Raw genomic sequence first — 12,420 nt, 5'->3', positions numbered from 1 at the left:
TCGGTGGGCAGGAGGATCTCGAACCAGACCGTCGAGCCCCGGACCGTGGGGTCGGTGCCCCAGGCGTCGCTGAGCTGCTCGATCAGGCCGAGGCCGCGCCCCCGGCTGCTCAGCGTGTCGGTCTGGGCCCGGGTCACCGTGCCCCGGGTGCCCGAGTCGGAGACCGAGACCAGCAGGCGCTCCGTGCTCAGGTCGATCTCCACCCGGGCGGCCGTGCCGGCGTGCAGCAGCGCGTTGGTGGTCAACTCGCTGGTGCAGAGCACGGCCGCGCCGATCACCCCCTCCGGCACCTGCCACTCGGTGAGCTGACCGGTCATCCAGTGCCGGACCCGGCTGGGCGCGGTCGGTTCCGCCGGCACCTCCATGCTCACCGACCGGCTGGGACGCAGGGCGTGTTCCACGGCCAGCACCGCGACGTCGTCCTCGGTGACCCCCTCGACGGCGGCCGACGCGACGGCGCAGAGCGCCCGGGGGTCGCCGCTGTCCGCCTCGGCCACCGCCTCCGCGAGCCGGGCCAGCCCGACCGAGAGGCTCTGCCGGCGGCGCTCCACCACACCGTCGCTGAACAGCAGCAACGTGTCGCCGGGCGCGAACCGGACGGTGCTGGTGCGGGGCCGGCCCCCCAGGCCCAGGGGCGGCCCGGTGGGCAGGGCCGGGTACTCGGCGACGGGCTCGCCGCCCAGGGGGCAGCGGCGGATCAGCGGCCCGGGGTGCCCGGCGCTGGCCAGCGTGATCGACCGGCCGTCGGGGTCGACCACGCCGAAGACGACGGTGACGAACAACTCGTGGGTGCCGGCCTCCGCGCCCAGACTGGCGACCAGCCGGTCCAGGCCGGTGAGCACCGCGTCCGGGCGCGGGTCGGCCAGGGCGAGGGCGCGCAGCGCGGCCCGGACCTGCCCCATCCGCGCGGCGGCCTGCACGTCGTGGCCGGCGACGTCGCCGAGCACGATGCCCAGCCCGCCGTCGGGCAGGACGAAGGCGTCGTAGAAGTCGCCCCCGGCCGCGTTGCCGTCGACCCCCGGGTCGTACCGGGCGGCGATCCGCAGCCGGGGCAGGTCCGGCAGGTGTTCGGGCAGCATGCTGCGCTGGAGCAACTGGGCGGTGCCGTGCTGCGTCTCGAACCGGCGGGCCCGCTCGGCGGCCTGGCCGACCAGCTCCGCCGAGGCGGCCAGCAGCGCCCGCTCCGCCGCGGACCACGGGTGGGCGACGTGGTACCCGACCGCCAGGGCGCCACGCACCACCGCGCTGCGCAGCGGGACCGTGGCCAGGGCGCGGACCTTCTGGTCGTGCCGGTCCACCGCGTGGTCGCGCATCGGCTGGCCGTCCGGTGTGAAGATCGGTACGCCGCTGCGGGCGGTGACCACCAGGGGGGCGGTGGAGTCCGGGGCGACCCGCCGCCACAGCGGCGGCAGCCGCTCGTCGGCCTCGTCGAGCAGCTCGCCACGGACCCGTCGGACGGCCCGCCAGCCTCCGCCCTCGTCGACGGCGAAGGAGACCCGGTCGGCGTCGAACGAGTCGAGGGCGTACCGCAGCGTCACCCGGGCCACGTCGTCGAGGGTGAGGGTGCCGGCGAGGGCGGCGGCGAAGTCGCTCAGGCTCTGCAGGTGGTTGGTGACCTGGGTGGTCTGCGCGGCGACGGTGAGCACGCCGACGACCCGGCCGCGACTGTCCCGCACCGGGGAGTAGCCCCGGGTGAAGACCGGCTGCTCGACACCCCGGGCGTAGCGCCGGTCGATCGGCAGCAGCGCCTCCTTCTCCAGGAACGACTCGCCCCGCCGGTAGGTGCGTTCCATCACGTCACCGACGCCGGGCAGGCGCCACACGTCGGCGAAGACCTCGGCGGCGGGACGACCGATCGCCGCCGGGTGGCGGTTACCGATCAGTTCGGCGTACCCGTCGTTGTAGAGGAGCACGAACTCCTCGCCGTACGCGAGGGCCATCGGCACCGGCGAGGAGAGCACGAGGTCGACCACGGCGCGGACCGCGGGATCCCAGGTCTCCGGTGGCCCCAGCGCGGTGCCGGCCCACGGGTGGCCGAGGATCGCCGACACCGTGCCGTGCGCGGAGCGGGCGCCCGGGACGGGACCTGCGGGTGTGGGCACTCGCCCGACCGTTCCTGGCATGCCCGCAGCCTAGTCCCAGCGCTGCGGGGACGTCCGTGATCGTGCTCGTGGCGCTCGATGCCCCGGTCGCCGCCGGTCCGCACCGCAGGGATGTTTGCCCTGTTCAGCGTGGTTCTGCCGCGACCTGTCGGAAAAATCAAGCGGTCCCGGCCGGCGTGCTGTCCGGCCGACCGGGTATGCGGCCGGCGCTAGTCCATGCGACAGGAGGGACATCATGCGGGAAACCCTCGCGGTCGGGGCGCAGAACGGAATCGGTACCGCCCTGACCGACTTGTGGAGGTCGGTGCTGCTCTTCGTCCCGAGGGCCATCGCGTTCATCGCGATCCTCGTGGTGGGATGGCTCATCGCACGAGCCGTCCTGAAGATCGTCGACGCGGCGCTGGAACGGGTGGGGTTCGACCGGGCGGTCGAACGGGGCGGCATCCGCCGCGCACTGGAACGAACCAGGTACGACGCGAGCGACATCCTGGCGAGGTTGGCGTACTACGCGGTCCTGTTGTTCACCCTGCAGTTCGCCTTCGGGGTGTGGGGGCCCAACGCGATCTCGGACCTGATCCGGGGTGTGGTCGCCTGGCTGCCCCGCGCCTTCGTGGCGATCGTCATCGTGGTCATCGCCGCCGCCATCGCCAACGCGGTACGGGACCTGGTCAGCGGTGCGCTGGGCGGGCTGTCGTACGGCCGGGTGCTGGCCGACCTGACCGCCATCTTCATCCTGGCCCTGGGTGTGATCGCGGCGCTGAACCAGGTGGGCATCGCCACCACGGTGACCACGCCGGTGCTGATCGCGGTGCTCGCCACGGTCGCCGGCATCCTGATCGTGGGCGTCGGCGGTGGTCTGGTCCGGCCGATGCAGCAGCGCTGGGACGGCTGGCTGGACCGGGCGTCCGACGAGGCCCGCGCGGTGCGCGAGCACCGGCAGGCCCAGGCGACCGGCCGCAGCGACTACGAGCGGCAGATGGCCGACCGGGGCGGGGCCCAGCAGCCACAGGGCCGGGCTCAGGAGCCGTCGTCGATGAGCGGCGCCGGGACGTACCAGTCGGGCTCCATGGCCGGCGACGAGACCCAGCAGTTCCGCCGCTGAGCGGCGGGGGACGACCCCAGCAGTTCCGCCGCTGAGCGGCGGGGGGACTCCAGGTCCGCCGCTGGGCGGGCGGGCTCATCCACCGGAGGGCGGTCGCGTGCGCGCGGTCGCCCTCCGGTGCGGGCGCTGCCGTCAGCGGGCCGCCGGGGCGTCGGGCCCGTTCGGCGTGCGGTGGCCGGCGGGCGCCGTACCCAGGTCGTGGGCGAGGACGCAGACCGCGAGCAGGCGGGTGAGCAGCCAGTCCGGCGCGGACCAGTCCGGCGGCCCGGTCGGCGGCGTCCAGCCCTGCTCCAGCGCGGCGGCGCGCAACCCCTCGGCGTAGCCGGCCAGGGCCGCCGGGGTGAGGGGCCGGCGGTCGCCGCCGAGGCTGTCCCGTACCGCCGCGGCGTGCTGGTCGACCAGGGCGAGCAGCCCGGGTCGGGTGGTCGCCTCGGCGAGGCCGGCGGTGCCGACGGACGTGTCGAGTTCGGCGAGGGTGTACCGGACGGACCCGGCGGCGGTACCGGCACTGACCCGGTCGTTCGGCAGACGCATGAGCACCGAGGCTAACCAACGGCGGGGCGGGTCGACCTCACCCACTCGGGGGGTACGGGGTCGGCCACGCCGCCGACCGGCCCCCCGGCCGGGGGATTGAACCGGGCACGACGGGGCAGGAGAGGAAACGCCCACAGCAGGACACACCGGGGGATCACATGCGTGACGACGACAGACCCGACGACAACCGGCCCGAGGACGACGGGCCCGACGACGAGCACCGCCGGCCGGCCGGGGTGGACGACCGCACGGTGGGCGCGCTCGGCCGGCTCAGCGAGGCCCTGGAGACGGTCGAGCGGGCCCGGGGCCACCTGTACGGCCTGCACCAGATGATCGGGCACGCCGACCTGATGCTCGACGACGTGGTGGCGCAGTTCCGCGCGGCCGGGCACCACCACCTCGCCGACCGCATCGAGACCGACCTGATCGGCCGCAACGTCATCGCCGGCCGGTGGACCTTCCAGATCGTCGAGGACTTCGACGACGGGTACTACGCCCGGTTCCGGGAGCTGGACCGGCAGGCCCGCACGGAGCTGGTCGGCGGCCGGCGGCACCTGTACGAGGCGGAGATGAAGGAGCGCCGACGCAGCCACGGGCGGCCCGGACACGAGGCGCGCCCGGTGGAACGCGGACCGGACGCCGAGCCCGGACCCCCGTCCGGGGGCTGACGGCCGCGCGGGAAGCGGCGCTACTCGCCGGGGCGGGCGTCGGCGGGGCGACGCCGGGCGGCGTCGTCCGCGATGATCACGGTGGCCACCATCAGGGCCACGCAGAGGCTGAACAGCCAGGAGCCGTCGGCGACCAGTCGCGCCGAGACCGGAGCCTGGATCGCGGCGAGCAGGAAGCCGAGCCAGGCCAGCCGGCGCTGACGAGGGGTGAGGAATCCGGAGCCCTGTTGCATCCCGAAAGTCTTGCGCGCGGGTGCCGGTTCGCCGTCCCCCGATCGGTCGATTCTGGATGGGCTGTCCGTTCTTGTGACCGTCCGGTCGTCATCTTCCGCCGGTTCGGAGGAGGCGGTGGCCACTGTCGGCCGTTCCGTCGGTTGCGGCAGGATGAGCGCTCGTGTCCACCACCCCCACGGCGCCCCGCCCCGCCCTGCTCCTGCTGGCCTACCTCGCCTTCGTCAGCCTCGGCCTGCCCGACGGCCTGCTCGGGGTCGGCTGGCCGTCGATCCGGACCGCGTTCGGAGTGCCCACCGAGGCCGTCGGGGTGCTCCTGACCGTCGGCGCGGCCGGGTACCTCACCTCCAGCGTGCTCGCCGGCTTCACGCTGGCCCGGCTCGGCGTGGGCCGGCTGCTGGCCGGCAGCACCCTGCTGGCCGGGTCGACCCTGACCGGGTACGCGCTGTCACCCGGGCTGACCCTGATGATCGGCTGCGCGTTCCTGCTCGGGATCGGCTCCGGCGCGATCGACTCGGGGCTGAACGCCTACGCCGCCGGCGCCTTCGGCCCGCGCCACATGAACTGGATGCACGCCTTCTTCGGGCTCGGCGTGGCCGCCGGCCCGCTGATCATGACCGTCGCGGTGAGCGTCGGGCCGGGCTGGCGCTGGGGGTACGCCGTCGTGGCCGCCGCCCAACTCGCCCTCGCCGTCGCCTTCGCGCTCACCGTGCGCGCCTGGCGGGACCGGGGCGCCACCGCACCCTCCACCACCGCCACCGTGGCCCCTGTGGCCGTGCCGCCGGCCGGCAGTGGGCCGGCCGCGCCGGTCGCTGCGGCGGTGGTCGAGGGCGGTCGGGAGCCGGGCGTGGTCGGCGGCCCGGTCGGCGGGGCCGCCCCCGCCGGCCCGCCGGCCGGGCTCGCCCCCGCCGGCCCGCCGGCCACCGTGCCGATCGCGCAGACCCTGCGGCTGCCGGCCGTGTGGCTGGGCGCGCTGGCCTTCGTCGCGTACGTGGGGATCGAGGCGGCGGCCGGGCTCTGGGCGTTCCTGCTGCTCACCGAGGGACGGGGGCTGGGGCCGACGGCGGCCGGTCTCTGCGTCTCCGCGTACTGGGGCAGCCTCTTCGTGGGCCGCCTGGTGCAGGGCGTGGGGGCCGAACGGCTCGGTGCCGCCCGGGTGTTGCGGGGCAGCCTGGTCGGCATGGCGGTGGGCGCGGCGCTGATCGCGTTGCCCGCGCCGGTCTGGGTGGCGGTGGCCGGGCTGGTCGTGCTCGGCTTCGCGGCGGCGCCGGTCTTCCCGCTGCTCACCCTCACCACCGCCGACCGAGTCGGGGCGGCGCACGCGGACCGCACCATCGGGTTGCAGATCGGCGCGTCCAGCCTGGGAGTGTCGGCGATCCCCGCCGGGATCGGGGTGCTGCTCAGCCGGATCTCGGTGGAGGCGCTGGGGCCGGCGCTGCTGCTGCTCGCGCTCGGCCTGATCGCCCTGCACGCGGCGGCCGTCCGCCGGCCCGCCGGCGGAGCCGGCCCGGCCGTGGCCGGGTGACCGGTCCCCGGCGATCCGGGGCGTCGCGGCCAGGGCGATCCGGCCTCACATGCTGTCCGGGCCGGTCCGTCCCGTCGTGGAGGGGCGGTAGGCGCGCTCCTCGTCGGTCATCTCGCGGGCCCGGCCGCTCGGCGACGCGCCCCGGTCCACCGCCTCTGGCCCGTGGCCGAACTCGGCCTCCGCGCCCGCGTCGTTGCCGGTGACGTCGTCGGACTGGCCGTCGACCGGGGACCGCGCGATCGCCCGGTCCAGCTCCTCGAGCGACGTACGCTCCTCGTTGCGCCACACCCTGCCGTCGTTCTCCGTCATGCCCACAGCCGTACCCGGGCGGGGTGACCGCAAACAGCGCCCGGACGGTGACGGGGGCCGTCGGCCGGAGCCGGCGGCCCCCGTCGGGTGGCCCGGGGTGCTCAGGGCCGCGGCCGGTCCACCTGGCCGCGCCAGGCGCCGGTCTCCTGCCCGCGCCGTTCGATGAACCGCTTGAACCGCTCCAGGTCGCCCTTGGCCCGGCGGTCCACCACGCCCAGCTTGTCGCCGGCCTGCTCGACCACGCCGTGCGGCTCGAACTCCAGTTGCAGGGTGACCCGGGTGTTCCCCTCGTCGAGCCGGTGGAAGGTCACCACCCCGGCCTGCTGGGTGCCGCCGGTCGACCGCCAGGCGACCCGTTCGTCGGGCAGCTGCTCGGTGATCTCGGCGTCGAACTCCCGCTGCACCCCGGCGATCTCGACCCGCCAGTGGGTCATCGTGTCGGTGAGCTGCCGGACCTCCTCGACCCCCTCCATGAAGTGGGGGAACTCCTCGAACTGGGTCCACTGGTCGTAGGCGGTGCGGATCGGGACGGACACGTCGACATGCTCAGTAACGCCACTCATCAGGGATCCTCCTCTGGGCGCCGGCGACTGCCCGGGTCGGGGGTGACCCGCTCACCAGCGCGTCGTCTCGTTCTTGTGACCGAGCGCGGCCCACACCTCGGAGACCGTCCGGTACGGGATGCCGGGTGGCAGCCCCTCCAGCGCCGTGACGATGTCGTCCGGGGCGTCGTTGTCCCGCGCGTTGCGGACCAGGGTGTCCCGGTCGCCGGGCAGCGCCGACAGCCCGATGAACCGGCCGAGCCGGCTGCGCTCCTCGACGTCGCCGGAGGTCATGCCCTGGGGCGACCCACTGCGCAGGGGCCCACCCGGTGCCGTACGGGCCTCCGGCTGGTCCTCGCCGGCCGGCTCGGGCTCACGGAACTCGTCGACGCGGGAGCCCGCCGTGCCCGGCCCCTGGATCAGGCCGTCCACCTCCTGGCTCATCTGGTCGTCGAGCCTCGGTGAGTGCTTGCTGCTGCCACGTTCCATGCCTTCTGCGCTACCCGGGGAGGACCCGGGTAAACCGGACCCCGACCCGGCGTCCCCCGGCGTCACGAATCGGCGGGGGAGCGGGGCGGCAGCGGCGGGTCGACCGGCTCCGGCTCACCGGCCTGCAACCGGCGGCCCCGTTGCAGCTCCGCGTTGACCTGCACGCCGAGCATCAGCGCGCAGTTGGACAGGAACAGCCAGACCAGGAAGGCGATCACCGCGCCGAGGCTGCCGTACGTGACGTCGTACGAGCCGAAGTTGGCGACGTACAGGCCGAATCCGAAGGTGACCAGGCCCCAGGCGAGCAGGGCCACCACGCCGCCGGGGGTGAGCCAGCGGAACCGGGGCTGGCGGACGTTCGGCGCGATCCAGAACAACAGGGAGAGCAGCGCCATCAGGATCATGGCCAGGACCGGCCACTTGGCGACGTTCCACACCGTCAGGGCCAGGCCGCCCGCGCCGACCAGGTCGCCCAGCGCGTCGGCGACCGGCCCGCTGACGATCAGCCCGACGGCGACCAGCGCCAGCAGGACCAGGGCCAGTGCGGCCAGCCCCATCTGCAACGGCCGCAGCTTCCACACCGGGCGCCCCTCGGTCACCCCGTAGATGGTGTTCGAGGCGCGGGTGAACGAGCTGATGAAGCCGGAGGCGGACCAAAGCGCGCCGAGCAGGCCGAAACTGAGCAGCGCCCGCGCCCCGCTCTGCTGGTCGACCACGCCCCGGACCACCCCGACGAAGCCCTCGTTGCCCACGATCGACCCGGCCCCCATCTCCCGGGCCAGGTCCAGCACCGTGTCCACGGTCTGCTCCCCGTCGGAGACCAGCCCGACCAGCGCCACCACCACGACGGTGGACGGGAAGACCGCCAGCACCCCGTAGTAGGTCAGCGCGGCGGCCCAGTCCACGCAGTTGTCCTTGAGGAAGTTCTGCCCGCTGCGCACCAGCGCGCCGCGCCAGGTGTGCCAGCTCACCTGCCGTACCCGTCGGGGTACCCGTGGCCGGGCGGCCACACCGGCCGCGCTGCCTGCCCCGACCGGTTCCGTCGTCGCCGCCATGACCCGCTCCCTGTGCCCGGTCGCGGGGACTGCCGGGCGGGGGTCGCCGGCGCCGGGCGGCTCGTCTGCGCCGGCCGGTACCCCGGCGGGGTAATCGACAAACCCGCCGGCCCCGCGTGCCTGGTCGGGTGCTGGGTGCGGCGCAGCCCGGCGGCGCGTTTCGCACCGGCCACCGGGGGAACGGTCAGGGAGGAGGACAACGACGCGGAGGAGGACGAGATGCCCGGGCGCGAGGTACTGCCCAGCACGCTGCGGCGCTCCCCGGAGAAGGCACAGCGCACGTGGGCCAAGACGCACGACGCGGCGGTGGAGACGTACGGCGAGGGGGAACGGGCGCACCGGACCGCCTTCGCCTCCCTCAAGCACGAGTTCGAGAAGGTGGGCGACCACTGGGCGCCCAAGGGCCGGAGGGGCCCCAGCGACGAGCAGGCGGCCGGCGGCGGTCCGGCCCGGCGGGCGCCCACCGCCGGCGGGGTGGACGCGAACGCCACCAAGGACCACCTGATGACGGTGGCCCGCGAACTGGACGTCAAGGGCCGTTCCACGATGACCAAGCCGGAACTGGTCAAGGCCATCCAGAAGGCGAACGACCGGCAGACCCGCCAGGCCCGTGGCGGCCGCTGAGCAACTCCGGTCCGCAAGTGTAAGGAAGGGCCCCTTCCTAACCGTATCGGTTAGGAAGGGGCCCTTCCTTACTCACCAGTGGCCGTCGGCGGGGGCGGCGAGGTGCACCACCTTCGTGGCGGTGAACTCGTCGAGCAGTTCCGGGCCGTACCCGAAGCCCTGGCCGCTGCCCCGGCGGGGCTGGGCGGCTCCGCCGGGGGCGCCACCGAAGACAGCGTTGATCTTGACGGTGCCGACCGGCAGTTCCCGGGCGGCCCGCCGGGCGTGACTCATCGACCCGGTGAGCACCGTGGCCGCCAGCCCGTACGGGGACCGGGCGGCGCGCTTGAGCGCCTCGCTGAACGAGTCGACCACCACGACCGGGGCGACCGGCCCGAACGTCTCCTCCCGCACCAGCGCCATCTCGTCGGTGCAGTCGGTGACCACGGTGGCCGGGTAGAACGCCCCCGGCCCGTCGGGCAGCGTGCCCCCGGCGCGCAGCCGCGCCCCCTCGGCCACCGCCGCGGTCACCTGCCCGTGCACGTGGTCGCGGTGCCGGCGGTCCACCAGCGGTCCCAACTGCGTCTGCGGGTCGCGTCCCGGCCCGACGCGCAGCGCCCCGGCCCGCTCCACCAGCAGGTCGACGAAGTCCTCGGCGAGGTCCCGGTGCACGTAGACGCGCTCCACCGCCACGCAGATCTGCCCCGCGTTGGCGAACGACCCGAGTGCGGCCTGCCCGGCGGCCCAGACCGGGTCGACGCCCGCGTCCACGATCAACGGGTCGCTGCCGCCGTTCTCCAACAGCGCCTTGGCCCCGGTGCGGGCGCAGGCCGCCGCGACGGCCCGACCGGTCGCGGTGGAGCCGACGTGCGCCACCACGTCCACCTCCTGCCCGGCCAGCGCCGCGCCGACCTCCGCGCCGCCGGTCAGCAGCGACAGCACGCCCGGTGGGAGTACCCCGTCGAGGGTCCGGGCCAGCAGCCACCCGGTGGCCGGGGTCCGCTCGCTGGGTTTGTGGAGCACCACGTTGCCGGTGACCAGGGCCGCGCCGAGCAGCCCGCAGGAGACCGCCACCGGGTCGTTCCACGGGGTGATCGCGGCGACCACGCCCCGGGGCTCGGGCAGCATGAAGTCGAGGGCCTCCGCCGCGCCGTGCAGCGTCCGCCCACCGCGCAGCGGCCCGAGTTCGGCGTACTGGCGCAGCGTCCCGACGCCGGCCGCCACCCCGCCCCGGGCGTCGTCGAGGGGCTTGCCCATCTCGGCGGTGGTCGCCTGGGCCAACTCCTCCGCCGCCGCCTCGATCGCGTCGGCCGCCCGGCGCAGCGCCGCCGCCCGCTCCGCCGGGGCGGTACCCGACCAGCCGGGGGCCGCGCCGCGCGCCGCCGTGACCGCCTTCGCCACCTCGTCCGGCGTCGCCACCGGCGCGGTGCTGACCGGCGACCCGTCCGCCGGGTCGGCGACCACCAGTTCGCCGCCGTCGCCGCCCGCGCCCCATACTCCACCGATGAGCTGCTCAACCCGGTACATGCGGCGCTGGTTGCCCCGGCCCGGCCTGGTCAAACGCGTTTCGCCCGGTTGGTCCGGGGGTAGCCGGATCCGATGACCACCCCCACCGAGACCGTGGACGCGGTCGTCGTCGGCGCCGGGCACAACGGACTGGTCGCCGCGAACCTGCTGGTCGACGCCGGCTGGGACGTGGCCGTGCTGGAGGCCACCGGGACGTCCGGCGGCGCGGTCCGTTCCGCCGAGGTCACCGCCCCCGGGTACCTCAGCGACCTGTACAGCTCGTTCTACCCGCTCGGGTACGCCTCCCCGGTGCTGGCCGGGCTGGACCTCGACCGGTACGGGCTGGCCTGGCGGCACGCCCCGGACGTGCTCGCCCACCTCTTCCCCGACGACCGCGCCGCCGTGCTGAACCGGGACCCCGCCGTCACCGCCGACTCGCTGGAGCGGTTCGCGCCCGGCGACGGCCGGCGCTGGCTCGACGCGTACGCCGACTGGCGGTCGGTGGCCGAACCGATGCTGACCAGCATCACCACCCCGTTCCCGCCGGTGCGGGGCGGCCTGGACCTGCTGCGCCGGTTGCACGTCGGCGGGGCGCTGCGGCTGGCCCGCCGGCTGGTGCTGCCGGTCCGCAAGCTCGGCGACGAACTCTTCGCCGGGGCGGGCGGTCCGGCGCTGCTGGCCGGCTGCGCCCTGCACACCGACCTGTCCCCGGAGGACGCCGGCTCCGGGGTGTACGGCTGGCTGCTGGCCATGCTCGGCCAGCAGGTCGGCTGGCCGGTGCCGGTCGGCGGGGCGCAGCGGATCACCGACGCGCTGGTGGCCCGGCTGACCGGGCGGGGCGGGCGGATCGTCCACCGCGCCCGGGTGGACCGGGTGCTGACCGCCCGGGGCCGGGCGATGGGCGTCCGTACGGTGGACGGCGGGCGGTGGCGGGCCCGCCGGGCGGTCCTCGCCGACGTCCCGGCCCCCGCGCTCTACCTGGACCTGGTCGGCGCGGCGCTGCTCCCGCCCCGGCTGGTCGAGGACCTGGCCCACTTCCGCTGGGACGGCTCCACCCTCAAGATCGACTGGGCGCTCTCCGCGCCGGTGCCGTGGACCAACCGGGCGGTGGCCACCGCCGGCACCGTGCACCTCGGGGCGGACCTGGACGGCCTGACCGGGTACGCCGCCGACCTGGCCCGGGGACGGCTGCCCCGGGACCCGTTCCTGCTGGTCGGCCAGATGAGCGTGGCCGACCCGGGCCACTCGCCGCCGGGCACCGAGTCGCTGTGGGCGTACACCCATCTGCCGTTCCGCCGGGCCTGGCGGGCCGACGACCTCACGGCGCACCTGGACCGGGTGGAACAGGTGCTGGAGGACGCCGCGCCCGGGTTCCGCCGGCTGGTGGTGGGGCGGCACGTGGCCGGCCCGGCGGAGCTGGAGCGGGAGAACCCGAGCCTGGTCGGCGGGGCGCTGGGCGGCGGCACCTCCGCCGCGTACCAGCAGCTCTTCCTGCGCCCGATCCCCGGTCTCGGCCGCGCCGACACGCCGGTGGACCGGCTCTTCCTGGCCAGCGCCTCGGCGCATCCCGGCGGCGGGGTGCACGGGGCGCCGGGGGCGAACGCCGCCCGCGCCGCGCTGGCCCGCGACCGCGCCCTCACCGGCGCCGGGTACGCCCGGCTGATCGCCGCCGCCCACCGGACCGTCTACCGCTGAGCCCGCCCGCCCCGGCGACCGGGACGGGCGGGATCGGCGGGTGGCGGTCAGTGGCGGGG

13 protein-coding genes are annotated in these 12,420 nt (G+C 75.5%); 5 read left to right on the top strand and 8 right to left on the bottom strand.

Annotated features, from left to right (window positions below; genetic code table 11):
* Positions 1 to 2,123, bottom strand: a 2,123-nt coding sequence (locus AWW66_RS28670) for an ATP-binding SpoIIE family protein phosphatase (RefSeq protein WP_067372833.1), incomplete at its 3' end; no start/stop codon positions are given.
* A 214-nt stretch (positions 2,124 to 2,337) separates the two neighbouring features.
* On the opposite strand from AWW66_RS28670, the gene AWW66_RS28665 reads away from it, so the two are divergent.
* On the top strand, positions 2,338 to 3,204 hold the full coding sequence (locus AWW66_RS28665; RefSeq protein ID WP_067372827.1) for a mechanosensitive ion channel family protein: 867 nt from the start codon (positions 2,338 to 2,340) through the stop codon (positions 3,202 to 3,204).
* Between the two features lie 132 nt (positions 3,205 to 3,336).
* Here the strand turns inward: AWW66_RS28665 and AWW66_RS28660 are convergent, their stop codons facing one another.
* Positions 3,337 to 3,738, bottom strand: a complete 402-nt coding sequence (locus tag AWW66_RS28660; RefSeq protein ID WP_067372824.1) for a DUF6401 family natural product biosynthesis protein — start codon at positions 3,736 to 3,738, stop codon at positions 3,337 to 3,339.
* 158 nt (positions 3,739 to 3,896) lie between these two features.
* Here AWW66_RS28660 and AWW66_RS28655 point away from each other — a divergent pair, with 158 nt between their 5' ends.
* Positions 3,897 to 4,406, top strand: a complete 510-nt coding sequence (locus tag AWW66_RS28655; RefSeq protein WP_067372821.1) for a hypothetical protein — start codon at positions 3,897 to 3,899, stop codon at positions 4,404 to 4,406.
* 20 nt (positions 4,407 to 4,426) lie between these two features.
* Here AWW66_RS28655 and AWW66_RS28650 read toward each other — a convergent pair whose 3' ends face one another.
* Positions 4,427 to 4,639, bottom strand: a complete 213-nt coding sequence (locus tag AWW66_RS28650) for a hypothetical protein (RefSeq protein WP_067372818.1) — start codon at positions 4,637 to 4,639, stop codon at positions 4,427 to 4,429.
* 161 nt (positions 4,640 to 4,800) lie between these two features.
* Between AWW66_RS28650 and AWW66_RS28645 the strand changes: the two genes are divergently transcribed.
* The gene (locus tag AWW66_RS28645; RefSeq protein WP_067372815.1) at positions 4,801 to 6,162 is read left to right on the top strand and encodes an MFS transporter; all 1,362 of its coding nucleotides are present in this window, start codon (positions 4,801 to 4,803) and stop codon (positions 6,160 to 6,162) included.
* A gap of 45 nt (positions 6,163 to 6,207) precedes the next feature.
* On the opposite strand, the gene AWW66_RS28640 is transcribed toward AWW66_RS28645, so the two are convergent.
* The 4 genes from AWW66_RS28640 to AWW66_RS28625 all read right to left on the bottom strand — a co-directional run bounded on the left by AWW66_RS28640 (position 6,208) and on the right by AWW66_RS28625 (position 8,557).
* A complete protein-coding gene (locus tag AWW66_RS28640; RefSeq protein WP_067372812.1) occupies positions 6,208 to 6,471 on the bottom strand; it encodes a hypothetical protein in 264 nt (87 codons plus the stop codon).
* A gap of 101 nt (positions 6,472 to 6,572) precedes the next feature.
* The gene (locus AWW66_RS28635; RefSeq protein ID WP_067372809.1) at positions 6,573 to 7,034 is read right to left on the bottom strand and encodes an SRPBCC family protein; all 462 of its coding nucleotides are present in this window, start codon (positions 7,032 to 7,034) and stop codon (positions 6,573 to 6,575) included.
* Positions 7,035 to 7,085: 51 nt separating this feature from the next.
* Positions 7,086 to 7,502, bottom strand: a complete 417-nt coding sequence (locus AWW66_RS28630; protein WP_067372806.1) for a DUF2795 domain-containing protein — start codon at positions 7,500 to 7,502, stop codon at positions 7,086 to 7,088.
* Between the two features lie 62 nt (positions 7,503 to 7,564).
* Positions 7,565 to 8,557: a YihY/virulence factor BrkB family protein gene (locus tag AWW66_RS28625; RefSeq protein ID WP_067372803.1), complete on the bottom strand. Its 993-nt coding sequence runs from the start codon at positions 8,555 to 8,557 to the stop codon at positions 7,565 to 7,567.
* A gap of 219 nt (positions 8,558 to 8,776) precedes the next feature.
* On the opposite strand from AWW66_RS28625, the gene AWW66_RS28620 reads away from it, so the two are divergent.
* Positions 8,777 to 9,181, top strand: coding sequence for a ChaB family protein (locus AWW66_RS28620; RefSeq protein ID WP_067372830.1), 405 nt, complete (start codon positions 8,777 to 8,779; stop codon positions 9,179 to 9,181).
* Positions 9,182 to 9,253: 72 nt separating this feature from the next.
* On the opposite strand, the gene AWW66_RS28615 is transcribed toward AWW66_RS28620, so the two are convergent.
* Positions 9,254 to 10,687, bottom strand: coding sequence for an aldehyde dehydrogenase family protein (locus AWW66_RS28615; protein ID WP_067372801.1), 1,434 nt, complete (start codon positions 10,685 to 10,687; stop codon positions 9,254 to 9,256).
* 72 nt (positions 10,688 to 10,759) lie between these two features.
* Between AWW66_RS28615 and AWW66_RS28610 the strand changes: the two genes are divergently transcribed.
* A complete protein-coding gene (locus tag AWW66_RS28610) occupies positions 10,760 to 12,361 on the top strand; it encodes a phytoene desaturase family protein (protein ID WP_067372798.1) in 1,602 nt (533 codons plus the stop codon).
* Positions 12,362 to 12,420: the final 59 nt, after the last annotated feature.

The sequence above is a fragment of the Micromonospora rosaria genome (assembly GCF_001567585.1).
Taxonomy (GTDB): Bacteria; Actinomycetota; Actinomycetes; order Mycobacteriales; family Micromonosporaceae; genus Micromonospora; species Micromonospora rosaria.
The sequence above is the reverse complement of the archived record's forward strand: the minus strand, read 5'-3'. Positions and strand labels throughout refer to the sequence as shown.

Bases quoted from the DNA above. Each gene is read 5' to 3' on its own strand.
- AWW66_RS28665 (WP_067372827.1), top strand. From the start codon at position 2,338: ATGCGGGAAACCCTCGCGGTCGGGGCGCAGAACGGAATCGGTACCGCC.
- AWW66_RS28660 (WP_067372824.1), bottom strand. From the start codon at position 3,738: ATGCGTCTGCCGAACGACCGGGTCAGTGCCGGTACCGCCGCCGGGTCC.
- AWW66_RS28655 (WP_067372821.1), top strand. From the start codon at position 3,897: ATGCGTGACGACGACAGACCCGACGACAACCGGCCCGAGGACGACGGG.
- AWW66_RS28650 (WP_067372818.1), bottom strand. From the start codon at position 4,639: ATGCAACAGGGCTCCGGATTCCTCACCCCTCGTCAGCGCCGGCTGGCC.
- AWW66_RS28640 (WP_067372812.1), bottom strand. From the start codon at position 6,471: ATGACGGAGAACGACGGCAGGGTGTGGCGCAACGAGGAGCGTACGTCG.
- AWW66_RS28635 (WP_067372809.1), bottom strand. From the start codon at position 7,034: ATGAGTGGCGTTACTGAGCATGTCGACGTGTCCGTCCCGATCCGCACC.
- AWW66_RS28630 (WP_067372806.1), bottom strand. From the start codon at position 7,502: ATGGAACGTGGCAGCAGCAAGCACTCACCGAGGCTCGACGACCAGATG.
- AWW66_RS28625 (WP_067372803.1), bottom strand. From the start codon at position 8,557: ATGGCGGCGACGACGGAACCGGTCGGGGCAGGCAGCGCGGCCGGTGTG.
- AWW66_RS28620 (WP_067372830.1), top strand. From the start codon at position 8,777: ATGCCCGGGCGCGAGGTACTGCCCAGCACGCTGCGGCGCTCCCCGGAG.
- AWW66_RS28615 (WP_067372801.1), bottom strand. From the start codon at position 10,687: ATGTACCGGGTTGAGCAGCTCATCGGTGGAGTATGGGGCGCGGGCGGC.
- AWW66_RS28610 (WP_067372798.1), top strand. From the start codon at position 10,760: ATGACCACCCCCACCGAGACCGTGGACGCGGTCGTCGTCGGCGCCGGG.